Genomic DNA, 21,779 nt, shown 5'->3' with positions numbered 1-21,779 from the left:
CCGTGGGATGTTGGGTGCGCAATCCGTTGCAAAGTAGTGATGGGTAGGGAGGCATTGGCGGTAAAAAAATATTGTGGGCAAAAAAAACCTGCGCTAGCGCAGGTCTGGTAACGGTGGAGCGAGGCGGCTATCAGATGCCCGACTCTTCAAGCGCTTTCAAAACCTTCTAGAACGTTCACCGCGTTGATGCCGATTTCTTCGACCGCATAACCGCCCTCCATGACGAACAGGGTCGGTACGCCGAGCCTGGCGATGCGTTTGCCCATGGCCAGGTAGTCCGGGCTGTCGAGCTTGAATTGCGAGATCGGGTCGTCCTTGAAGGTGTCGACACCCAGGGATACGACGACGATGTCGGCGCCGTAGCTTTGGATCTCTTTACAGGCCTGTTCCAGCGCTGCGCTCCAGGTGTCCCAGCCGCTGCCGGCCGCTAATGGATAGTTGAAGTTGAAACCTTCGCCCGCACCTTCGCCCAGTTCATCTTCGTAGCCAAGAAAGAATGGAAACTCGGCTTCTGGATGGCCGTGGATCGAGGTGAACAGCACGTCGCTGCGCGGGTAGAAAATCGCTTGGGTGCCGTTGCCGTGGTGGTAGTCGACGTCAAGGATCGCGACCTTTTGGTGACCCTGGTCGAGGAATGCCTGGGCGGCGATGGCGGCGTTGTTGAGGTAGCAGTAACCGCCCATCAAGTCGCCAGCGGCGTGGTGTCCCGGTGGCCGGCACAGGGCGAAGGCACTATGAGCCCCGGCCTGGATCGCCGCCTGCGCGGTCAGGGCAACCTGTGCAGCGCTGTAGGCCGCTTGCCAGGTGCCGGCGGTGATCGGTGCGCCGCCGTCGAAGCTGTAGTAGCCGAGTTGGCCGTGCAGGCTGGTGGGCCTGATCGCGCGCAGGGTGCGGGCGGGCCAGGTGTAGGGCAGCAGATCGCCGTCGGTGTTGAACTCGGTCCAGCGCGCCCAGGCGCCTTTGAAGAAGTCCAGGTAGTCGCGGCTGTGGATGCGCGCGATCGGCTCAAGACCGAAGTCCTTGGGCGTCTCGACCGGCCCCAGGTTCTGCTGTTGCACCCGTGCCAGCACATGGTCGGCGCGTGACGGCATCTCAAAGCATGGCTTGAGTTGCCCGTCGATCAGTTCGCAACGGCCGTGGTGCAGGTGGTGATCGTCCGAGTAGATGGTCAGCATGTTGTTGTTCTCCGCAGGGCTGATTCGGTTGAACACAGTCTTGCGGCACGCAGGGTTTCAGAGAACGGCAGGAAAGGCCAAAAGGGGATCGATACGGCCAAAAAAGATGACCGAAATTCGCCCCTTGATCCCTCAGGGCCTGAACTGGCTCGGCGCGACACCGCTCCAGCGCACGAACGCATGGCGAAAGCTGGCGGTTTCGCTGAAGCCCAATGCCTCGGCGATCCGGTAGATCGGTAGCTGGTCTTCGCAGAGCATTTGCTTGGCCTGCTCGAAGCGCAATTCGTCGAGCAATTCCTGATAACTGCAGCCCAGGTCCTTGAGGTGGCGGCGCAGGGTGCGCGCCGAGCAATTCATCTGCCCAGCCAGGCCTTCGAGCCCTGGCGCGGCGTTCAATTGCGAGCTGAGCAATTGCCGGATACGCCCCAGCCATGCCTGGCGCCCCGTGAATTCCAGGTTCTGCTTGCGGCAGCGTTCGGCCATGGCCTGGTGGGTGATGACATCGGCCAGCGGCAGCACTTGCTGCAACCAGTGCCTGTCGAAGGCAAACGCAGTGTCGCGTGCGCCAAAATGCAGAGGGCAGTTGAAGTGTTCGGCATAGCTCGCCTCATAGTCCGGTGCTGCATGCTCGAAGCGGACCCCGCGCAACGGCAGCGAATGGCCCAGCAGATCATCACAGATGACTTTCAGCGAGACCAGGCAGAACTCGGCATTGAACACCGCCATCGTCGGGCTTTCGCGGTAATCGGCCGCGACGAACCAGACGCGCTCGCCATCGTCCTCCAGGCTCAGCTCGAAGAGTGTTCCCAGAAGCGCCGGGTAGCGTATCGCCAGGCGCAATGCGTCACCTAAGGTGGCACTGGTGAGCAGGGCGTAACCGAGGATGCCGTAGCAGGAAACGTGCATTCGCCGGCCCAGTTCCAGGCCGATGTCACGCTTGAGCGCGACGGCATTGGCGCAGACCTGCATCTCCTGGTTGGTGGTGATGCGCGTGTCGGCCCGGTTCAGGTCCGCGGCACTGATACCGCTGCCGGCCAACAAGGCATCGCTGGAAAGTCCCTCGGCCTTGAAGGTGTTGAGCACCAGCGAGACGGCGTTGAGCGTGGTGAGGTGGGAGTGCAGCATGGGCAATTCCAGCGATGGGGTACTGGAATAGGCAGCAAGTTATGTGCCTGGCGATGAACGTAGTAGACGCTGTCTTGCCAGTGAAAGCGCGGTGTCAGGCAACAACGCTATCGCTGGCAAGACGTTCTGGGGTGGGCGGTGTGTCAGCTGAGTTCGCCACACAGGTCGAATTCGACCAGCCGCCGGACTTCAGCGGTTTGTAGCCCGGCTCCCAGCAGCGCATGCAGCTTGCCGAATGCCGCCTCGCGGGTCATGCCACCACCCGAGAGTACGCCGGCGTCGCGCAAGCGGCTCCCGGCTTCGTACACATCCAGCTCGACACCCCCTTCATGGCACTGCGTGACCGCAACGACCACTACGCCTTTATCGCGCGCCCGTTCCAGGCTGGCGAGAAACCCAGGGTTATCGCTGGGCCCGGTGCCGCTGCCATAGCATTCGAGCACCAGACCCTGGATGCCGCTGGCGAGCAAGCCATTGAGGATCTCGGCACCGATGCCGGGAAACAGTGGCAACACCGCGACGTTAGCCAGTTGTCTGGGCTGTTTATAGCCAAGCGCCGTCGGTATGCCAGCAGCCTTTTCGCCGCCACCCTGGCGCTCCAGGCGCTTGAACGGGTGCCGGCCGAAGCTGCGCACTTTCGCGCAGCGGGTCGGGTCCAGTAGTTCGCCGTGGAAGTACAGGTGCACGCCCGGTGCCAGCCCCTGGCCGAGGGCGACCAGGGCACCGCTGAGGTTTTCCCAGGCATCGCTGTCGGTCACGCCGGCCGGCAGCATGGAACCGGTGAACACCACGCGGGCGTGCAGGCCCAGCAGTTGGAAACTCATGGCCGCTGCGCTGTAGGCCAGGGTGTCGGTACCGTGCAGGACCAGCACGCTGTCACAGCCGTCGATCTCGACCGCCTCGACTACGGCCTCGCGCAGGCGCTGCCAGTAGGCCGGGGTCATGTTGGCGCTGTCGATCAGCGGCGCCATTTCGCGAAACCGCCACTGCGCCAGCACCAGCTCGGGCTGGCTGTGCAGGTAGTCGCGCATCCGTGTTTCAAAGCCGGACGCCGGCGCCAGGCCATGGGCACTGGCTTGCATGCCAATGGTGCCACCGGTGTAGAGCACCATGACGTGTTGGGCGGCGGGATAGGTAGATGAGTTCATGGTCATTCTCCGAGAACGATGACGGCGTACGACCGAGCATGACCCCGGTCGTACCTTGTGTCACGTCGGGCGCAGGGGATGCACCCGGTTTTTTACCGATCAGCGTTGCGCTGCGGTCACGCCTTGCAGTTGCTCCTGAGCCTGGGGCGCGGCGGGAGGGTTGGCTGGCCAGGCCTTGAGGTCCAGGTCCAGGTCGGGGAACTTGCTGGAGTCGAAAACCGGGGTCTTGATGCCGGCGGCACGCAGGTCATCGTAGTCGCGCAGGATGCGCATACCGACCTTGAACAGCAGGAACAGCGCGATCAGGTTGACGAACGCGAGCATGGTCATGGTGATGTCGGCGAACGCGAACACCGTGCTGAGGTTCTCGATGGCACCCCAGAAGATCAGCACCAGCACCAGGGCGCGATAGCCGATCAGCGCCTTGCGGTTCTCGCCGATCAAGTAGCGCAGGTTGCTCTCGCCCAGGTAGTAGTTGTAGAGGATCGAGGTGAACACGAACAACGCCAGTGCCACGGAGATGAACATCCGGCCCCACTCGCCGACGACGGCGGCCAGGGAGTTCTGGGTCAGGGCGATGCCGTCACCTTCGAACCCCGGGGTGTAGAAACCCGACAGCAGGATCAGCAATGCGGTGCAGGTGCAGATGATAAAGGTGTCGAGAAATACGCTGAACGCCTGGACCACGCCTTGCGCGACCGGGTGCTCGACCGATGCCACGGCAGCGACGTTGGGCGCACTGCCCAGGCCGGCTTCGTTGGCAAACACTCCGCGTTTCACCCCCATGATGATGGCGCTGCCCACCAGGCCACCGAAGGCCTGGTCCAGGCCGAAGGCGCTCTTGACGATGGTCATCAGCATGCCCGGCACCTGGTCGAACTGCAGCACGATCACGTAGATGGTCACCGCGATGTAGACCAGGGTCTTGACCGGCACCAGCAGGTCGGCGATGGCCGCGATGCGCTTGATCCCGCCGACGAACACCAGGCCCAGCAGCACCGCCAGGCCGAGGCCGGTGTAGGTGGTGTCGAGGCCGAAGGCGTTGTTCAGCGAGTGGGTCACGGCGTGGGCTTGCAGGCCGTTGAAGGCGAAGCCGAAGGTGATCAGCAGCAGGAACGCCATGATCATCCCCAGCCAGCGTTTCTGCAGGCCGTGCTGGATGTAATAGGACGGACCGCCACGGTACTGCCCTTCAGAGTCGCAGCGCTTGTAGAGCTGGCCGAGGGAGCATTCGAAGAAGCTGCTGGACATGCCGACCAGCGCGGTCACCCACATCCAGAACACCGCGCCTGGGCCGCCGAGGGTCACGGCAATGCCGACGCCAGCAATGTTGCCCGCACCGACACGGCCGGCGAGGCTGAGCATCAGGGCCTGGAATGAACTGAGCTGGCCAGCGCTGCTTTTGAGGCTGTCGCGGAACACCGCGAACATGTGGAAAAAGTGCCGCAATTGAACGAAACGCGAGCGGATCGTGAAGTAACCACCGAGCCCGACAATGAGCACGATCAGTACTTTCCCTGAGAGGAAGTCGTTAATGACTTCGAGCATGGAGTATTCCTCGCTGTTTTTTGTGTTGGCAAATGCTGACCAGGCAGACACATTCCGTTACACCCGTTTGTGCACAGCACTACAGGCCAAGCGGTATTTGTCCCGGCTTCATATCGCGGGTTTGTTATTAGTTCGGGTTTCGCACGGGTTGGATCTCGCTACCGACGACCGCTCCTGCGAAGAGGGGCGGCACTATACCTATCCATGGAGCACACGTCTGCAACAGCTGATTAAAGGATTCAGCTATAGCCCCCGTACCGAGGGTTTTGCAGGTAAAAAAAAGGGCTTGGAGAATGATCTCCAAGCCCTCAAAAGGTGAGAGGTGTCTAGTCCCTCGACCTGGTGAGCGGTGCTACAGCATCAGGCCTTCAGAGGTACCAGACGCGGGGCAATCATGTTTTCCGGGCGCAGGATGTCGGCGAGCATTTCTTCGTCGAGCAAGCCTTCTTCGCGCACCAGTTCCAGTACGCCGCGGCCGCTTTCCAGAGCGATGCGGGCGATACGGGTGGCGTTTTCATAGCCGATGTACGGGTTCAGCGCGGTGACCAGGCCGATCGAGTGCTCGACCAGTTCGCGGCAGCGGGCTTCGTTGGCGGTGATGCCGACGATGCAGTGCTCGCGCAGCATGTCCATGGCGCGTTGCAGCAGGCGGATCGAGTCGAAGATCTTGAAGGCGATCAGCGGCTCCATCACGTTCAGTTGCAGCTGGCCGCCTTCGGCCGCGATGGTCAGGGCCAGGTCGTTGCCGATGATCTGGAACGCTACCTGGTTGACGGCTTCCGGAATAACCGGGTTGACCTTGCCTGGCATGATCGAGCTGCCTGGCTGACGCGCTGGCAGGTTGATTTCGTTGATGCCGGTGCGTGGGCCGCTGGACAGCAGGCGCAGGTCGTTGCAGATCTTCGACAGCTTGACCGCGGTGCGCTTGAGCATGCCGGAGAACAACACGAAGGCACCCATGTCGGAGGTCGCTTCGATCAGGTCGGCAGCCGGGACCAGCGGTTGACCGCTGATCAAGGCCAGGCGTTCAACGGCCAGGTGCTGGTAACGCGGGTCGGCGTTGATGCCGGTACCGATCGCGGTGCCGCCCAGGTTGACTTCGGTCAGCAGCTCCGGAGCCAGAGTCTTCAGGCGTGCCAGGTCTTCACCCAGGGTGGTGGCGAAGGCACGGAATTCCTGGCCAAGGGTCATCGGCACGGCGTCTTGCAGCTGGGTACGACCCATCTTCAGGACGTGGCCGAATTCTTCACCTTTGGCGGCGAACGACTGGATCAGGCTGTCGAGGCTGGCGAGCAGGGCGTCATGACCCAACAGCAGACCCAGGCGGATGGCCGTTGGGTAAGCGTCGTTGGTCGACTGCGCCATGTTCACGTCGTTGTTAGGGTGCAGGTACTGGTATTCGCCTTTCTGGTGGCCCATGGCCTCCAGCGCGATGTTGGCGATCACTTCGTTGGCATTCATGTTGGTCGAAGTGCCAGCGCCGCCTTGAATCATGTCCACCACGAACTCTTCGTGGAAGTCGCCGCGGATCAGGCGAGCACAGGCTTCGCTGATGGCAGCGTGCTTGGCTTCGCTGAGGTGACCCAGCTCGCGGTTGGCGTCAGCAGCGGCCTGCTTGACCATTGCCAGACCCACAACCAGCTTCGGGTAATGCGAAATCGGAACGCCGGAGAGACGGAAGTTGTTCACCGCTCGCAGGGTCTGGATGCCGTAATACGCTTGAGCCGGTACTTCGAGTACGCCAAGCAGGTCTTTTTCGGTGCGGAAAGATGCAGCGGAGGACATGATAGAAATCATCTCGATATGGACCCGGTCTGTGCCGGAACGCTGTGAATGCTAGGCTTGTAGAGAATTTTGGGCCAATGCTGTTAAACACTGGCCTATGCGTATTCGGCATAATGCCGATGTGACGCCGCCCGAGCGGCGAGCGTGTGACCTAAAATGGTGCGTGTCCGGGAGGACCTGATGAATCTGGAAAGCAAATGGCTGGAGGACTTTAGTGCCCTGGCTGCCACCCGCAGCTTCTCCCAGGCGGCTGAGCGACGTTTCGTCACCCAGCCGGCGTTCAGCCGGCGAATCCGCAGCCTGGAGGCCGCACTGGGCCTGCAACTGGTCAATCGCTCGCGCACGCCGATCGAGCTGACGGCGGCCGGCCAGTTGTTCCTGGTAACCGCACGCACCGTGGTCGAACAACTGGGCGAAGTGCTGCGGCATTTGCACCACCTTGAAGGCGGCCAGGGCGAGGTCATGCAGGTGGCGGCCGCGCACTCCCTGGCCCTGGGGTTCTTCCCGCGCTGGATCGCACAATTGCGCAACGAAGGCCTGAACATCGCCACGCGCCTGGTGGCGACCAACGTCGGCGATGCGGTGCATGCGCTGCGCGAGGGCGGTTGTGACCTGATGCTGGCGTTCTACGACCCGGATGCCGCCATGCAAATGGACCCGGAGATCTTTCCTTCGCTGCACTTGGGCCACACCGAAATGCTGCCGGTGTGCGCGGCCGATGCCGATGGAAAACCGCTGTTCGATCTGGAAGGCGAGGGCAGTGTGCCGTTGCTGGCCTACAGCGCCGGTGCGTTTCTCGGCCGTTCGGTGAATATGCTGCTGCGCCAAAGGGCACTGCGTTTCACCACGATCTACGAAACCGCCATGGCCGACAGCCTGAAAAGCATGGCCTTGGAGGGGCTGGGCATCGCCTGGGTGCCGCAGCTGAGCGTGCGTGCCGAGCTGACGCGTGGCGAATTGGTAGTGTGTGGTGGACCGCAATGGCATGTGCCGCTGGAGATCCGTTTGTATCGCTGTGCGCTGGTGCGCAAAGCGAATGTCCGGTTGTTGTGGCGCAAGCTCGAGAGTGGCGTAGCGGGTGCTACTGTTTGAGTGCCAAAAATTCATGGCCACTGCTGTGGCCATGAATTGCTGTTAATTCGGCGTCAGCGTGTTAATAGCGCAAACACGCCATGCTCGGATTTCCGATCGCGCGATGCGAATCGAACTTACACAAAAGTACTAAGGTGTTTGCGAATGTTTTCCCTGTTCTTATCACTGTATCGATAAGCGTTTCCACGTGCGCTGGAGAATTCGTCCGAGAGCATGATCGTGTCGTGCCACCAGCCGTTATAGATGACTTCGCTGTCTTCATGTGTCGCGCCCAACATGTGGCCTATTTCATGTGCTGGAATTTGTTTGGAGGTGATCGCCGCAATTGCGCAATGACCTTTGACAAGGCCGTATCCGGCTATCCCTCCGAGGAGCCCCCCTGCCTTTGCGTAGATATTGTTTCGGGTCAACAAGAGGACTTTCGTCAGGCCCGGTTCATGTTCTTCGTATTTTAATATCTTTGTATACCAGTCCTGTATCAGGTTTACCCACCCTCGCAGCGCAGCTACACCATCTTCGTTTTTGTAGTTGTATCCTGATAAGTGCGGAACTTCATGATGAGAGTGCAACAAAAATCTGACGTACCGTTCCGAGATGGATTCAAGTTCTGTTTTCAACCAGGAAAAGTAATCAGTGTATAAATCATTTTTTTGATATTCCTGAAGGTCATTGTGAAGGACAACTATTATGGTAATAGGCTTTTTCATATTTGTACTCCCTGTTCAATTATGATTTTTGCCGTTTTATATTTACGTTGTCTGGCGGTGTCCGCAATTTTTTAGTGGGTTTAATTGTTTCGAGTAAGCGTTTTAATAAACTAGCGATCTCGAGATCCGAACACATTCAGGCAGTCAATTGACTGACTTGATAGTCAAGAAATACCTATTTTTCGAGCGCGTGACAGATGGTCGCCACAGGGGCTGTTTATCCGCTTCTTTGAGGTATACTGCGCGGCCTTCGGCCGGTTACGACTGGCCATAATTCGTACAAACAAGCCACGCATCCTGCGTGGCTTGTTGTTTTTTGATGCGCCTGCGGGCGCCCAGAGAGAAGAGGCGCGACGATGAGTGCACTGGTTGGCGTGATCATGGGCTCCAAGTCCGATTGGTCCACCCTTAGCCACACCGCCGATATGCTGGAAAAGCTCGGCATCCCTTACGAGGTGAAAGTGGTCTCTGCCCACCGCACCCCGGACCTGCTGTTCCAGTACGCCGAGGAGGCTGAGTCGCGTGGCATCGAGGTGATTATCGCCGGTGCTGGCGGCGCGGCCCACTTGCCTGGCATGTGTGCGGCCAAGACCCACCTGCCGGTCCTGGGCGTGCCGGTGCAGTCGTCGATGCTCTCGGGCGTTGATTCGCTGCTCTCTATAGTGCAGATGCCTGCGGGCATTCCGGTCGCCACCCTGGCCATCGGCAAAGCGGGCGCGATCAACGCAGCCCTGCTGTCGGCGAGTATCCTTGGCGCCAAGCACCCGCAGTTCCACGCGGTGCTCAAAACCTTCCGTGCTGAGCAGACAGACAGCGTCCTGGAAAATCCAGACCCACGCATCGCCTGAGGTTGTTGACGATGAAGATCGGTGTAATCGGTGGCGGCCAGTTGGGCCGCATGCTGGCCCTGGCGGGAACTCCGCTGGGCATGAACTTCGCTTTCCTGGATCCGGCGCCGGATGCTTGTGCCGCCGCGCTGGGTGAGCATCTGCGGGCCGATTACGGCGATCAGGATCACTTGCGTCAACTGGCCGACGAAGTCGACCTGGTGACCTTCGAGTTCGAAAGCGTCCCGGCTGAAACCGTGGCCTTCCTGTCGCAGTTCGTCCCGGTCTACCCGAGCGCCGAAGCGCTGCGCATTGCTCGCGACCGCTGGTTCGAAAAAAGCATGTTCAAGGACCTGGGGATTCCCACCCCGGCGTTCGCTGACATCCAGTCGCAAGCTGACCTGGACGCCGCCGTGGCTGCCATCGGCCTGCCCGCCGTGCTGAAAACCCGCACCCTGGGTTATGACGGCAAGGGCCAGAAAGTCCTGCGCACCGCGCAAGACGTGGAGGGTACCTTCGCCGAGCTGGGCAGCGTGGCCTGCCTGCTGGAAGGCTTCGTGCCGTTCACCGGCGAAGTCTCGCTGATTGCCGTGCGTGCCCGTGATGGGGAGACGAAATTCTACCCACTGGTGCACAACACCCACGACAGCGGCATCCTCAAGTTGTCCGTGGCCAGCACCGAGCACCCGCTGCAAGCCCTGGCCGAGGACTACTCGAGCCGTGTGCTCAAGCAACTGGACTATGTCGGCGTGATGGCGTTCGAGTTCTTTGAAGTCGACGGTGGCCTCAAGGCCAACGAAATCGCTCCGCGGGTCCACAACTCCGGGCACTGGACCACCGAAGGCGCCGAGTGCAGCCAGTTCGAAAACCACCTGCGCGCCGTTGCCGGCCTGCCGCTGGGCTCGACGGCGAAAGTCGGCGAAAGCGCCATGCTCAACTTCATTGGCGTGGTTCCGCCGGTGGATAAGGTCATCGCCATCGACGATTGCCATCTGCACCACTACGGGAAGGCGTTCAAGGTCGGGCGCAAGGTCGGCCACGCCAACCTGCGCTGCGCCGACAAGGTCACGCTCGAGCAGCAGATCCTCAAGGTCCAGGCGCTGATCGCCGAGCAATAAACCCATGGCGCGCTGGGAACCTTCGGTGCCCAGTGTTCTCTGATGGCAGGATGCCAAAGTCTGTCTAGGCTTTGGCATAGCTATTTCACTCAGAGGGAAGCGCCATGGGAATTATCGGAACCATCTTCATCGGATTGATCGTGGGCCTGCTGGCTCGTTTCCTGAAACCGGGTGATGACAGCATGGGCTGGATCATGACCATCCTGCTCGGTATCGCCGGCTCACTGGCCGCGACCTACGGCGGCCAGGCACTGGGCATCTACCAGGCCGGTCAAGGCGCGGGCTTCCTCGGTGCCCTGGTGGGCGCGGTGGTGCTGCTGGTGATCTACGGTCTGGTCAAAAAGAACTGATTCAAGCGATCAAGCCCGCTGCGCAGTTCACGCGCAGCGGGCTAGAATGCCCGGCGACCTGACTTCCCTTCTTTGCCGAGCACCTTCATGCGCCGTCTTCTGCTGACTCTTGTATTGCTGGGCACTGGCCTGGCCCATGCTGGCGACCTGCCGGAAACCGACTGGCTCGAACTGATGCCCAAGTCGGATCAGAAGGCGTTGGAAGCCATGCCGGAAATCGACCACAACTCTCCGGAAGCCAATGGCACTTTTACCGACAAGGGTGGCTTGAAGCAGAGCAAGGGCTTGCCGGCGGTGATGTATTCGACCAAGACCGTGGCCGCGATGAACCACAAGCAGGTGCGCATCGGTGGTTACCCGGTGCCGCTGGAAACCGACGGCAAGGGCCGCAGCACGCTGTTCTTCCTGGTGCCGTACCCGGGCGCCTGCATTCATGTGCCACCACCACCGCCCAATCAACTGGTGCTGGTGCGCTACCCCAAGGGCTTGAAGCTGGACGACATCTACACGCCCTTGTGGGTCAGCGGCACGTTGAAGATCGAGACGGTCAACAACGACCTGGCCGATGCCGCCTACGCCCTCGATGCAGCCCAGGTACGGGTGGTACAAGAATCCGACCTGTAGGAACTGCCGCAGGCTGCGGTCTTCTTGAGCTAGACCGCCAAACTCGCGATGCTCACACCCAGCGTATGACTCTCCCCGGGCGCCAACGTGACCACATCACCCAGCACATTGGCCGTCTCGATGCACAGCATGCGCTGCCAGCCATCGTCGGCCATGTCGCTGAACGCTGCTGCGCGTTCGATCCAGGGATTCCAGATCACAGCCGAGCGTGAACCGCGGGCGGTCAATTCGATACGTCGCTCCCAGGCCGGGTCGACAATGCTTAGTTTGTCCGGGGTATTGAGGTAAATCCGGTCGGTTTCGCCACTGAACCGCAGATCGCCGTGCTGAGTGACGGTGTTCCAGTTGTCCAGGGTTTCGATGTACTCCAGCCCGTCCACGCCTTCGACGTGCACGTTGCGCACGTCGCTGACCGCGAAGTAACTGTGCAGCGCCTGGCTGATGGTGACGCTGTCAGTGCCCCGGTTGTGGCTGGTCAGATCGATCTGCAGTTGCTCATCCAGACGAATGTTCAGCTTCAGGTCGACCTGATGGGGCCAGCCGGGCAGGCCGTTTTCCGGGATGGGCAGGGCAAACACTACGTTCAGGCTGTCGCCCTCGGTTTCGATGCCTTCCAGTTCCCAGTCCAGCGCCCGCACCAGGCCGTGGGCGTTGGCAGGCTGATCGCTGACGCGCATGGCCTGCACGCTCGGTGGGTTGCGTTCGAAGTTGCCGAACCACGGCCAGCACACGGGCACCCCGGCGCGGATGCTTTTGCCGGTCTGGAACACCGCCTCGTCGTTGAGCCAGATCAGGGGCGGCTGCCCGGCCAGTTGATAGCTGAGGATATGCGCGCCTTGCTGGGCTACCAGCAATTCGGCCTGACCCTGGCGAATCCGCCAGCAGTTCAGTTGATCCAGTTTTACCGCTTCAACATTGGGCGTGTTCATGGGACAGCTCTCGATCGGCAACAGGGGGGATTCAACAGGCTCGCGGGGGTACCGAGCGGGTACGACCGCTGCCGTCGATGGCAACAAACACGAACGCCGCCTCGGTGACCTTACGCCACTCGCTGGACAGCGGATCGTCGCTCCAGACCTCGACCAGCATCTTGATCGACGTACGACCGATTTCCTGGGCCTGGGTATAGAACGAGAGCTGTGCGCCAACGGCGACCGGTACCAGGAAAGCCATGCGATCGATGGCCACGGTGGCAACGCGCCCACCGGCGATCTTGCTGGCCATCGCCGTGCCGGCCAAGTCCATCTGGGACACCAGCCAGCCGCCGAAAATATCGCCAAAACCGTTGGTCTCGCGAGGAAGCGCGGTGATTTGCAGGGCCAGGTCGCCTTGCGGGATCGGATCGTCTTGTTCGAGTTCTATCATGCCGGGGGTGCCTCTAACCCGTGACTCTCATTGGTACTTCAGGTGAATAGCCGTCTTGAGAAAAACGATTCAGCCCGAACATACTACGTTCGTCGCGTTTTCCATAAGGCGTGCTAAAGGGAAACTCTGCGAAATCGACTGGTCGCACCAGCAGCGTCTTCGCACAGCAACCCTTGCAGCGTGTTGCAGGCTGCGAGTATATCGAGCGGTAGACCGCGCGACGACCGTCCGGTTCTCATTTTGACTGTCAATTACGCGCATCCCTGTGCTTTTTCGAACAATTTGCTATCGTGCCGAACCTGCCCAAGCCCCAGCCAGCGTTGTTGGGGTTGCAGATCTGACTATAAGAGAAGCCCTTGCCATGACCACAGCGCCATCGAGCATAGCGTCACCCGCGCAGCCCGCACGTCCCTTGACCCGCAACGACTACAAGACTCTGTCGCTTTCCGCCCTGGGCGGTGCGCTGGAGTTCTACGACTTCATCATCTTCGTGTTTTTCGCCACGGTGGTCGGCAAGCTGTTCTTCCCGGCGGACATGCCCGAGTGGCTACGCCTGATGCAGACCTTCGGGATCTTTGCCGCCGGGTACCTGGCACGGCCACTGGGTGGCATCGTCATGGCCCACTTCGGTGACCTGCTGGGTCGCAAGAAGATGTTCACCCTGAGCATCTTCATGATGGCGGTGCCGACGTTGATCATGGGCCTGCTGCCGACCTACGCGCAGATCGGCATGTGGGCACCGATCCTGCTGCTGCTGATGCGGGTGATCCAGGGCGCCGCCATTGGCGGGGAAGTGCCGGGGGCATGGGTGTTCGTTTCCGAGCACGTGCCTGGGCGGCACATTGGCTATGCCTGCGGCACGCTGACGTCAGGCCTGACCGCCGGCATCCTCCTGGGCTCGCTGGTAGCCACGGCGATCAACAGCATCTATACCCCTGAGCAAGTCGCCGACTACGCCTGGCGGATCCCGTTCCTGCTGGGTGGCGTGTTTGGCCTGTTCTCGGTTTACCTGCGTCGCTGGCTGCACGAAACCCCGGTGTTCGCCGAGTTGCAGCTGCGCAAGGCTCTGGCCGAAGAAGTGCCGCTGCGTGCGGTACTGCGCGACCATCGCGGGGCGATCGCCATCTCGATGCTGCTGACCTGGCTGCTGTCGGCCGGGATCATCGTGGTGATCCTGATGACCCCGACCGTGCTGCAAACCGTCTACCACTTCTCGGCCACCACCGCATTGCAGGCCAACAGCCTGGCGATCGTGTTCCTGAGCCTGGGCTGCGTGGCGTCCGGCGCCCTGGCTGACCGCTTCGGTGCAGGCCGGGTGTTTGTGTTCGGCAGCGGCTTGCTGCTGCTGAGTTCGTGGACCTTCTATCACAGCCTGTTCAATCACCCGGACTGGCTGTTCCCGATGTACTCCCTGACTGGCCTTTTGGTCGGCACCATCGGTGCGGTGCCCTACGTCATGGTCAAGGCCTTCCCGGCCGTGGTGCGCTTCAGCGGCCTGTCGTTCTCCTACAACCTGGCCTACGCCATCTTCGGTGGCCTGACACCGATGGTCGTCACCCTGTTGCTCAAGGAAAGCCCGATGGGGCCGGCCTACTACGTGGCGATCATCTGCGGCGTGGGGATCATCGTGGGTGGGTATCTGTGGAAGAAGGGGCGCTAGGCCCGACTTCTTGCATCATTAGTACTGACATCATTGCAAGCAGACGGAGCGCCGCCCGGCTCTGCGTCTGCTGGCGATTGGAGACACCACGAATCAGCGCGTAACAGCCCATGCTGGCCTTTCATCTAATTGTCATATTCAAGTCATAGAGTGTTCACACGGCCTGCCGATACTTGGCCCCGACCTAAAACACCCTATTACCAGGAGTAAGGCATGAAACTGAAGCGTTTGATGGCGGCAATGACTTTTGTCGCTGCTGGCGTTGCGACTGCCAACGCAGTTGCCGCTGTTGACCCTGCTATCCCGAGCTACACCAAGACCACTGGTGTGTCGGGCAACCTGTCCAGCGTCGGCTCCGATACCCTGGCTAACCTCATGACCCTGTGGGCTGAGAACTACAAAAAAGAATACCCGAACGTCAATATCCAGATTCAGGCTGCCGGTTCCTCGACCGCACCACCTGCGCTGACTGAAGGCACCGCTAACCTGGGCCCGATGAGCCGCAAGATGAAGGACAACGAGCTGCAGGCCTTCGAAACCAAGTACGGCTACAAGCCGACCGCCATCCCGGTCGCCGTGGATGCCCTGGCCGTGTTCGTGCACAAAGACAACCCGATCAAGCACCTGACCATGGAACAGGTCGATGCTGTGTTCTCCTCGACTCGCCTGTGCGGCGCCAAGGCCGACGTGAAAACCTGGGGTGACCTGGGTGTGACCGGCGACCTGGCCAACAAGCCGGTACAGCTGTTCGGTCGCAACTCGGTATCCGGCACTTATGGCTACTTCAAGGAAGAAGCCCTGTGCAAAGGCGACTTCAAGCCAAACGTCAACGAACAACCGGGCTCGGCCTCGGTGGTGCAATCGATCAGCTCCTCGCTGAACGGCATCGGTTACTCGGGTATCGGCTACAAGACCGCTAGCGTGAAGACCGTGGCCCTGGCCAAGAAAGGCAGCACTGACTTCATCGAAGACACCGAAGAAAACGCCCTGAACGGCAAGTACCCACTGTCGCGTTTCCTCTACGTGTACGTCAACAAGGCCCCGAACAAGCCTCTGGCCCCGCTGGAAGCCGAGTTCGTGAAACTGATCCTGTCGAAACAGGGCCAGGAAGTGGTCGTCAAGGACGGTTACATCCCACTGCCAGCCAAGGTAGCCGCCAAGGCACTGGCTGACCTGGGTCTGCACGAAGGTGGCGCTGAAGTCGCAAAAAAGTAAAACCCTGATCCGGGCTAGCCCCGGATCAATGTAGGAGCGGGCAAGCCTCGCTCCTACACATGCCGGTGTTTACCGGCCCTCAATTTTCTATCCGCTGCCAGTTTCCACAGGCGGCGGATTTGTTGCGTCACTGCATTGTCATCTTTCTGTCATACAGGATCGCTAGGGTGTGCGCATGAATGATCTGGCCAATTCCCCAATGACTACGACTTCCCCTCCCAAGCGCATTGATTTCAATACGCCTGAGCTGCAACGCAAGCGGCGCATTCGTGCGCTCAAGGATCGCCTGACCCGCTGGTACGTGCTGATCGGCGGCCTCGCCGTGCTCGGCGCGATCACCCTGATTTTCTTCTTCCTGGCCTATGTCGTCGCCCCGCTGTTCCAGGGTGCCGAGTTGACCGCCAAAGACTCGATCACGCCTGCCTGGATGCAAGACGCCGGCAAGCCGCTGATGATTTCCCTCGAAGAGCAGAACCAGGTCGCCATGCGGGTTTCCGACAAGGGCCAGGCGCTGTTCTTTGACCTCGACAGTGGCGCCGAACTGCGTCGCGTCGACCTGCCGATCCCGGCCGGTACCAGCGTTGCCTCGATCGGTGAAGACCAGCCCGGCAGCCCGCTGGTGATCGTTGGCCTGTCCAACGGCCAGGCCCTGGTGTTCCGTCACACCTATAAAGTCAGCTACCCGGATGGCAAGAAGACCATCTCGCCGGCCATCGAGTACCCCTACGGTGAGGCGCCGATTGCGCTGAACGAGCAGGGCGCCGCGCTGGAGCACGTCAGCCTCAATGCCACCGACACGACCCTGGTGGTCGCCGGTTCCAGCGGTGCGCAGTTGCACGTCCTGGCGCTGACTAAAGAAGAAAACATGATGACCGGTGAAGTCACCAGTGATCAGCAGCGCATCGATTTGCCGCAAATGACCGAGCCGGTGAAGAACATCTTCATCGACCCGCGCCAGCAGTGGCTGTACGTGCTTAACGGCCGGGCCCAGGCCGATGTGTTCAGCCTGCGGGAAAAAAACCTCAACGGTCGCTACAAGCTACTGGAAGATGGCGAAACCCAAGTCACCGCCAGCACCCAGCTGGTGGGCGGTATCTCGCTGATCATCGGTGACTCCAAGGGTGGCCTGGCCCAATGGTTCATGGCCCGTGATCCGGATGGCGAGCAACGCCTGAAGCAGATCCGGACCTTCCAGATGGGCACCGCGCCTATCGTTGAAATCACCGCCGAAGAGCGTCGCAAAGGCTTTGTTGCCCTGGACGCGTCCGGCAAACTCGGCGTGTTCCACAGCACCGCCCACCGCACCTTGCTGGTGGACCAGGTGGTCGACGGCCAGGGCATCTTCGGCCTGTCGCCGCGTGCCAACCGGGTGATCGTGGAGCAGGGCGGCAAGCTGCAACCGTTGCTGCTCGACAACCCGCACCCGGAAGTTTCCTGGAGCGCACTGTGGAGCAAGGTCTGGTACGAAAACTACGACGAGCCTAAATACGTCTGGCAATCGACCGCGGCCAACACCGACTTCGAGCCCAAACTGAGCTTGTCGCCGCTGACCTTCGGTACCTTGAAAGCGGCGTTCTACGCCATGCTGCTGGCCGCGCCACTGGCCATTGCAGCGGCGATCTATACCGCCTACTTCATGGCGCCTGGCATGCGCCGCAAGGTCAAGCCGGTGATCGAGCTGATGGAGGCGATGCCGACGGTGATCCTCGGCTTCTTCGCCGGCCTGTTCCTCGCTCCCTATGTGGAAGGGCACTTGCCGGGCATCTTCAGCCTGCTGCTGCTGATGCCAGTCGGCATCCTGGTGGCGGGTTTCACCTTCAGCCGCCTGCCTGAGTCGATCCGCCTGAAAGTGCCGGACGGCTGGGAAAGCGCAATCCTGATCCCGGTGATCATCTTCGTCGGCTGGCTCTCGCTGTACATGAGCCCGTACCTGGAGACCTGGTTCTTCGGTGGCGACATGCGCATGTGGATCTCCCACGACCTGGGCATTACCTACGACCAGCGCAACGCCCTGGTAGTCGGACTGGCCATGGGTTTTGCGGTGATCCCGAACATCTACTCGATCGCCGAAGACGCCGTGTTCAGTGTGCCGCGCGGCCTGACCCTGGGATCGCTGGCCCTGGGTGCCACGCCATGGCAGACCATGACGCGGGTGGTGATCCTGACCGCCAGCCCGGGTATTTTCTCGGCCTTGATGATCGGCATGGGGCGCGCAGTCGGCGAAACCATGATCGTGCTGATGGCCACCGGCAACACCCCGGTGATGGAGATGAACCTGTTCGAAGGCCTGCGGACCCTGGCGGCCAACGTCGCGGTGGAAATGCCGGAGTCGGAAGTCGGCGGCAGCCACTACCGCGTGCTGTTCCTCTCGGCCTTGGTGCTGCTGCTGTTCACCTTCGTCATGAATACCCTCGCGGAACTGATTCGTCAGCGTCTGCGCAAGAAATACTCGTCGCTTTAAGAAAGGTAGAAGTCTGTGAAACAGAACTCCCTGAAAGGATGGTTCAAGAGCGGCGCCCCCGGCGTCTGGATCAGCGGTGGCGCGGTGGCCATCGCCGTCATCATGACCATTGGTTTGCTGGCAGTGATTGCCGTGCGCGGCCTGGGCCACTTCTGGCCCGCCGACCTGGTGCATGCCCAGTACGATGTGCCGGGCCAGGCCAACCATGTGGTCATCGGCGAAGTGGTGCAGAAGGAACAAGTGCCACGTGAGCGCCTGAAAAGCGCGGGCCTGCCGGTCCCGGACCAGGGCCCTGAGTTCATGACCCGGGAGCTGATCAAGGTCGGCAACCGTGATCTCAACGGCAACGACTTCACCTGGATCGTCGGTGAATGGCTGACCAACCAGACCACGCCGCCGGAACTGATGGCAATCGAGCGTCGTGAATGGGGCAACTTCTACGGCTACCTGGTCAACGTCAAGCAAGACGGCAAGGTCATCGCTGAAGGCGAGGCCGCCTGGCCTGAGCTGCAAGCGCGGATCGAGCGAGTCAGCAAACTGGCGGCTGAACTCAAGACCCTGGAAAAATCCGACATTGGTGCGATCAACGCCGGCCTGGAGCGTATCCGCCTGCACGGTCGCAAGCTGGAACTGGACGGCAAGCTGGACGCCGCGGCCCAGGCCGACATGGAGTCGGATCGCGCCGAGCTCAATGCCCGCTACCAGGACATTGAAAAGCGCTTGGGCGATCTGCATGCGCAGGTCAATCGCGACAGCCTGACGGCCCGCGATGGCAACGGCAAGGAAGTCGAAATCGAACTGGGCAAGGTGGTTCACGCCTTCCAGCCGAACGCGATGAGCACCTTGACCAAGGTCGGCTTCTACTTCAGCAAGGTCTGGGAATTCCTCAGCGACGACCCACGTGAAGCCAACACCGAAGGCGGGATCTTCCCGGCGATCTTCGGCACCGTGATGATGACCCTGATCATGGCGATGATCGTCACCCCGTTTGGTGTACTGGCGGCGGTTTACCTGCGTGAATATGCACGCCAGGGCACCATGACCCGGTTGATCCGCATCGCGGTGAACAACCTGGCGGGTGTGCCGGCGATTGTCTACGGGGTGTTCGGCCTGGGCTTCTTCGTCTATGTCCTGGGTGGCTCGGTTGACCGCCTGTTCTTCCCGGAAGCCTTGCCGGCACCGACCTTCGGTACGCCAGGACTGCTCTGGGCCTCGCTGACCCTGGCACTGCTGGCGGTGCCGGTGGTGATCGTGGCCACCGAAGAAGGCCTGGCGCGGATTCCCCGCACCGTACGTGAGGGCTCGTTGGCCCTCGGTGCGACCAAGGCGGAAACCCTGTGGAAGATCGTGCTGCCGATGGCCAGTCCGGCGATGATGACCGGCATGATTCTCGCGGTGGCCCGAGCGGCCGGCGAGGTAGCACCGTTGATGCTGGTGGGCGTGGTGAAACTGGCGCCGTCGTTGCCGCTGGACGGTAACTACCCGTACCTGCACCTGGACCAGAAGATCATGCACCTGGGCTTCCACATTTATGACGTCGGCTTCCAGAGCCCGAACGTCGAGGCCGCACGCCCACTGGTGTACGCCACGGCGCTGCTGCTGGTCATGGTGATCGCCACGCTCAACCTGTCGGCAGTGTGGATCCGTAACCACCTGCGCGAAAAATACAAAGCACTGGATAGCTAATACAAGTCCTGTGGGAGCTGGCTTGCCAGCGATGGCAGCACTGCGGTGTTGCTGCCAGACCGAGTCGTCTGCTTCGCTGGCAAGCCAGCTCCCACAAGGATCGACGCAAGCCACAGATTTTGAGTATTTCATTGGCTAGGCCAGTGGCTCATAAAACCGAATTTGTTAGCACAGGGAGCCTCCCATGCAGCACGAAGCACATACCCACGGCATCAACATGTCGGCCCTGGGTCGCGACAAACAGAGCCTGAACCTCGAGCAGGAAACCGTAGCCATCGAAGTGCCGGGCCTGAGCCTGTTCTACGGCGACAAACAAGCTCTGTTCGACGTCAGCATGAACATTCCCAAGCAGCGCGTGACCGCCTTCATCGGCCCGTCCGGCTGTGGCAAGTCGACCCTGCTGCGTACCTTCAACCGGATGAACGATCTGGTCGACGGTTGCCGTGTCGAAGGCGCGATCAACCTGTACGGCAACAACATCTACCGCAAGGGTGAAGACGTGGCCGAGCTGCGTCGCCGGGTCGGCATGGTGTTCCAGAAGCCCAACCCGTTCCCCAAGACCATCTATGAAAACGTGGTCTACGGCCTGCGGATCCAGGGCATCAACAAAAAACGCGTGCTCGACGAGGCCGTGGAGTGGGCGTTGAAAGGCGCGGCGCTGTGGGATGAGGTCAAGGACCGCCTGCACGAGTCGGCACTGGGCCTGTCCGGTGGTCAACAGCAGCGTCTGGTGATTGCGCGGACCATCGCCGTGGAGCCGGAAGTGCTGCTGCTCGACGAACCCTGCTCGGCACTCGACCCGATCTCGACGCTGAAGGTTGAAGAGCTGATCTACGAGTTGAAATCCAAGTTCACCATCGTCATCGTGACCCACAACATGCAACAGGCCGCCCGGGTTTCCGACTACACCGCGTTCATGTACATGGGCAAGCTGGTGGAATTCGGCGACACCGACACCCTGTTCACCAATCCGGCGAAAAAGCAGACCGAAGACTACATCACCGGACGGTACGGCTAGTTGAAGCAGCTTCAAGCGGCAAGTTAGAAGCGAAGCGGCATGGATCACCACATAACAGCTTGCAGCTTGTAGCTTGCAGCTCTTGGTTAAACGCTTTTTCGGAGCGAACGCATGATTTCCAAAGAAGGCCTCACGCATCACATTTCCGCGCAGTTCAACGCTGAGCTGGAGGAAGTGCGCAGCCACCTCCTGGCCATGGGCGGGCTGGTCGAAAAGCAGGTCAACGACGCGGTCACGGCGCTGATCGAGGCCGACTCCGGCCTGGCCCAGCAAGTGCGCGAGATCGACGACCAGATCAACCAGATGGAACGCAACATCGACGAAGAATGCCTGCGCATCCTGGCCCGTCGTCAGCCGGCGGCGTCCGACCTGCGTTTGATCATCAGCATCTCCAAGTCGGTGATCGACCTCGAGCGCATCGGCGACGAAGCCACCAAGATTGCCCGCCGGGCCATCCAGTTGTGCGAAGAAGGCGAGGCTCCGCGTGGCTACGTCGAGGTGCGCCACATTGGTGACCAGGTGCGCAACATGGTCCGCGACGCGCTGGATGCCTTCGCCCGCTTCGATGCCGACCTGGCGCTGTCCGTGGCCCAGTACGACAAGATCATCGACCGTGAGTACAAGACCGCGCTGCGCGAGCTGGCCACCTACATGATGGAAGACCCGCGCTCGATCTCGCGCGTGCTGAGCATCATCTGGGTCCTGCGTTCGCTGGAGCGAATTGGCGACCACGCCCGCAACATCTCCGAGCTGGTGATCTACCTGGTGCGCGGCACGGACGTGCGTCACCTGGGTCTCAAGCGCATGAAGGAAGAAGTTGAAGGCACCAGTGGCGAAACCGCTAATGTTCCGGGTGAATCTGACGATAAGTAAGA

General features: G+C 60.8%; 20 protein-coding genes. 12 read left to right on the top strand and 8 right to left on the bottom strand.

Annotation, left to right across the window (positions count from 1 at the left end):
* Nucleotides 1-146: 146 nt before the first annotated feature.
* The 4 genes from CKW24_RS02065 to CKW24_RS02050 form a co-directional block, all read right to left on the bottom strand.
* Nucleotides 147-1,175, bottom strand: coding sequence for a histone deacetylase family protein (locus CKW24_RS02065; protein WP_095164960.1), 1,029 nt, complete (start codon nt 1,173-1,175; stop codon nt 147-149).
* Between the two features lie 132 nt (nt 1,176-1,307).
* Nucleotides 1,308-2,300, bottom strand: a complete 993-nt coding sequence (locus CKW24_RS02060; protein WP_095164958.1) for an AraC family transcriptional regulator — start codon at nt 2,298-2,300, stop codon at nt 1,308-1,310.
* A 143-nt stretch (nt 2,301-2,443) separates the two neighbouring features.
* Nucleotides 2,444-3,448 (bottom strand): asparaginase, encoded by a 1,005-nt coding sequence (locus tag CKW24_RS02055; RefSeq protein ID WP_095164956.1) that lies wholly within the window; start codon nt 3,446-3,448, stop codon nt 2,444-2,446.
* A gap of 99 nt (nt 3,449-3,547) precedes the next feature.
* Nucleotides 3,548-4,996, bottom strand: a complete 1,449-nt coding sequence (locus CKW24_RS02050; RefSeq protein ID WP_095164954.1) for a sodium:alanine symporter family protein — start codon at nt 4,994-4,996, stop codon at nt 3,548-3,550.
* Between CKW24_RS02050 and CKW24_RS02045 the strand changes: the two genes are divergently transcribed.
* Nucleotides 4,995-5,315, top strand: a complete 321-nt coding sequence (locus tag CKW24_RS02045; protein ID WP_095164952.1) for a hypothetical protein — start codon at nt 4,995-4,997, stop codon at nt 5,313-5,315. The two genes, CKW24_RS02050 and CKW24_RS02045, sit on opposite strands and share 2 nt — an antisense overlap.
* 41 nt (nt 5,316-5,356) lie before the next feature.
* Here the strand turns inward: CKW24_RS02045 and aspA are convergent, their stop codons facing one another.
* Entirely contained in the window at nt 5,357-6,781 is a 1,425-nt protein-coding gene (gene aspA, locus CKW24_RS02040; protein WP_095164950.1) for an aspartate ammonia-lyase, read from the bottom strand.
* Between the two features lie 180 nt (nt 6,782-6,961).
* On the opposite strand from aspA, the gene CKW24_RS02035 reads away from it, so the two are divergent.
* A complete protein-coding gene (locus CKW24_RS02035; RefSeq protein ID WP_095164948.1) occupies nt 6,962-7,873 on the top strand; it encodes a LysR substrate-binding domain-containing protein in 912 nt (303 codons plus the stop codon).
* 116 nt (nt 7,874-7,989) lie between these two features.
* Here CKW24_RS02035 and CKW24_RS02030 read toward each other — a convergent pair whose 3' ends face one another.
* On the bottom strand, nt 7,990-8,580 hold the full coding sequence (locus CKW24_RS02030; RefSeq protein ID WP_095164946.1) for a hypothetical protein: 591 nt from the start codon (nt 8,578-8,580) through the stop codon (nt 7,990-7,992).
* 356 nt (nt 8,581-8,936) lie between these two features.
* On the opposite strand from CKW24_RS02030, the gene purE reads away from it, so the two are divergent.
* The 4 genes from purE to CKW24_RS02010 all read left to right on the top strand — a co-directional run bounded on the left by purE (nt 8,937) and on the right by CKW24_RS02010 (nt 11,499).
* On the top strand, nt 8,937-9,428 hold the full coding sequence (gene purE / locus CKW24_RS02025; RefSeq protein WP_095164944.1) for a 5-(carboxyamino)imidazole ribonucleotide mutase: 492 nt from the start codon (nt 8,937-8,939) through the stop codon (nt 9,426-9,428).
* Nucleotides 9,429-9,439: 11 nt separating this feature from the next.
* Nucleotides 9,440-10,525: a 5-(carboxyamino)imidazole ribonucleotide synthase gene (locus CKW24_RS02020; protein WP_095164942.1), complete on the top strand. Its 1,086-nt coding sequence runs from the start codon at nt 9,440-9,442 to the stop codon at nt 10,523-10,525.
* 104 nt (nt 10,526-10,629) lie between these two features.
* Complete coding sequence (locus CKW24_RS02015; protein ID WP_095164940.1) at nt 10,630-10,875, top strand: GlsB/YeaQ/YmgE family stress response membrane protein; 246 nt, start codon at nt 10,630-10,632, stop codon at nt 10,873-10,875.
* Nucleotides 10,876-10,962: 87 nt separating this feature from the next.
* Nucleotides 10,963-11,499, top strand: coding sequence for a DUF3299 domain-containing protein (locus tag CKW24_RS02010; RefSeq protein WP_095165198.1), 537 nt, complete (start codon nt 10,963-10,965; stop codon nt 11,497-11,499).
* 29 nt (nt 11,500-11,528) lie between these two features.
* On the opposite strand, the gene CKW24_RS02005 is transcribed toward CKW24_RS02010, so the two are convergent.
* Both CKW24_RS02005 and CKW24_RS02000 read right to left on the bottom strand, forming a co-directional pair.
* Nucleotides 11,529-12,428: a D-hexose-6-phosphate mutarotase gene (locus CKW24_RS02005; protein ID WP_095164938.1), complete on the bottom strand. Its 900-nt coding sequence runs from the start codon at nt 12,426-12,428 to the stop codon at nt 11,529-11,531.
* Between the two features lie 31 nt (nt 12,429-12,459).
* Nucleotides 12,460-12,864, bottom strand: a complete 405-nt coding sequence (locus CKW24_RS02000; RefSeq protein ID WP_095164936.1) for an acyl-CoA thioesterase — start codon at nt 12,862-12,864, stop codon at nt 12,460-12,462.
* 361 nt (nt 12,865-13,225) lie between these two features.
* On the opposite strand from CKW24_RS02000, the gene CKW24_RS01995 reads away from it, so the two are divergent.
* From CKW24_RS01995 to phoU, 6 genes are all read left to right on the top strand, one after another.
* The gene (locus tag CKW24_RS01995; RefSeq protein ID WP_095164934.1) at nt 13,226-14,524 is read left to right on the top strand and encodes an MFS transporter; all 1,299 of its coding nucleotides are present in this window, start codon (nt 13,226-13,228) and stop codon (nt 14,522-14,524) included.
* Between the two features lie 213 nt (nt 14,525-14,737).
* Nucleotides 14,738-15,739 (top strand): phosphate ABC transporter substrate-binding protein PstS, encoded by a 1,002-nt coding sequence (locus CKW24_RS01990; RefSeq protein ID WP_095164933.1) that lies wholly within the window; start codon nt 14,738-14,740, stop codon nt 15,737-15,739.
* A gap of 427 nt (nt 15,740-16,166) precedes the next feature.
* Nucleotides 16,167-18,200 carry an ABC transporter permease subunit gene (locus CKW24_RS01985; RefSeq protein ID WP_177440565.1) on the top strand — a complete coding sequence of 678 codons (2,034 nt, stop codon included), beginning with the start codon at nt 16,167-16,169 and terminating at the stop codon, nt 18,198-18,200.
* A 15-nt stretch (nt 18,201-18,215) separates the two neighbouring features.
* Nucleotides 18,216-19,886 carry a phosphate ABC transporter permease PstA gene (gene pstA / locus CKW24_RS01980; RefSeq protein ID WP_095164929.1) on the top strand — a complete coding sequence of 557 codons (1,671 nt, stop codon included), beginning with the start codon at nt 18,216-18,218 and terminating at the stop codon, nt 19,884-19,886.
* Nucleotides 19,887-20,070: 184 nt separating this feature from the next.
* Complete coding sequence (pstB, locus tag CKW24_RS01975) at nt 20,071-20,904, top strand: phosphate ABC transporter ATP-binding protein PstB (RefSeq protein WP_033042681.1); 834 nt, start codon at nt 20,071-20,073, stop codon at nt 20,902-20,904.
* A gap of 111 nt (nt 20,905-21,015) precedes the next feature.
* Nucleotides 21,016-21,777, top strand: a complete 762-nt coding sequence (gene phoU, locus CKW24_RS01970) for a phosphate signaling complex protein PhoU (protein WP_095164928.1) — start codon at nt 21,016-21,018, stop codon at nt 21,775-21,777.
* Nucleotides 21,778-21,779: the final 2 nt, after the last annotated feature.

Origin of the sequence: Pseudomonas sp. Irchel 3H3 (assembly GCF_900187635.1) — a bacterium.
Classification (GTDB): domain Bacteria; phylum Pseudomonadota; class Gammaproteobacteria; order Pseudomonadales; family Pseudomonadaceae; genus Aquipseudomonas.
Note: the sequence above shows the minus strand (reverse complement) of the source record. Positions and strands in the feature narration are given on the sequence as shown.

What these genes read in the sequence shown, in the direction of transcription:
- CKW24_RS02055 (WP_095164956.1), bottom strand. Translation starts at nt 3,448, where the DNA reads ATGAACTCATCTACCTATCCCGCCGCCCAACACGTCATGGTGCTCTAC.
- CKW24_RS01995 (WP_095164934.1), top strand. Translation starts at nt 13,226, where the DNA reads ATGACCACAGCGCCATCGAGCATAGCGTCACCCGCGCAGCCCGCACGT.
- pstB (WP_033042681.1), top strand. Translation starts at nt 20,071, where the DNA reads ATGCAGCACGAAGCACATACCCACGGCATCAACATGTCGGCCCTGGGT.
- phoU (WP_095164928.1), top strand. Translation starts at nt 21,016, where the DNA reads ATGATTTCCAAAGAAGGCCTCACGCATCACATTTCCGCGCAGTTCAAC.
- CKW24_RS02020 (WP_095164942.1), top strand. Translation starts at nt 9,440, where the DNA reads ATGAAGATCGGTGTAATCGGTGGCGGCCAGTTGGGCCGCATGCTGGCC.
- CKW24_RS02035 (WP_095164948.1), top strand. Translation starts at nt 6,962, where the DNA reads ATGAATCTGGAAAGCAAATGGCTGGAGGACTTTAGTGCCCTGGCTGCC.
- CKW24_RS02045 (WP_095164952.1), top strand. Translation starts at nt 4,995, where the DNA reads ATGGAGTATTCCTCGCTGTTTTTTGTGTTGGCAAATGCTGACCAGGCA.
- CKW24_RS02065 (WP_095164960.1), bottom strand. Translation starts at nt 1,175, where the DNA reads ATGCTGACCATCTACTCGGACGATCACCACCTGCACCACGGCCGTTGC.
- CKW24_RS02015 (WP_095164940.1), top strand. Translation starts at nt 10,630, where the DNA reads ATGGGAATTATCGGAACCATCTTCATCGGATTGATCGTGGGCCTGCTG.
- aspA (WP_095164950.1), bottom strand. Translation starts at nt 6,781, where the DNA reads ATGTCCTCCGCTGCATCTTTCCGCACCGAAAAAGACCTGCTTGGCGTA.
- CKW24_RS02060 (WP_095164958.1), bottom strand. Translation starts at nt 2,300, where the DNA reads ATGCTGCACTCCCACCTCACCACGCTCAACGCCGTCTCGCTGGTGCTC.
- CKW24_RS01985 (WP_177440565.1), top strand. Translation starts at nt 16,167, where the DNA reads ATGCAAGACGCCGGCAAGCCGCTGATGATTTCCCTCGAAGAGCAGAAC.
- CKW24_RS02005 (WP_095164938.1), bottom strand. Translation starts at nt 12,428, where the DNA reads ATGAACACGCCCAATGTTGAAGCGGTAAAACTGGATCAACTGAACTGC.
- CKW24_RS02010 (WP_095165198.1), top strand. Translation starts at nt 10,963, where the DNA reads ATGCGCCGTCTTCTGCTGACTCTTGTATTGCTGGGCACTGGCCTGGCC.
- CKW24_RS02030 (WP_095164946.1), bottom strand. Translation starts at nt 8,580, where the DNA reads ATGAAAAAGCCTATTACCATAATAGTTGTCCTTCACAATGACCTTCAG.
- CKW24_RS02050 (WP_095164954.1), bottom strand. Translation starts at nt 4,996, where the DNA reads ATGCTCGAAGTCATTAACGACTTCCTCTCAGGGAAAGTACTGATCGTG.
- purE (WP_095164944.1), top strand. Translation starts at nt 8,937, where the DNA reads ATGAGTGCACTGGTTGGCGTGATCATGGGCTCCAAGTCCGATTGGTCC.
- CKW24_RS01990 (WP_095164933.1), top strand. Translation starts at nt 14,738, where the DNA reads ATGAAACTGAAGCGTTTGATGGCGGCAATGACTTTTGTCGCTGCTGGC.
- CKW24_RS02000 (WP_095164936.1), bottom strand. Translation starts at nt 12,864, where the DNA reads ATGATAGAACTCGAACAAGACGATCCGATCCCGCAAGGCGACCTGGCC.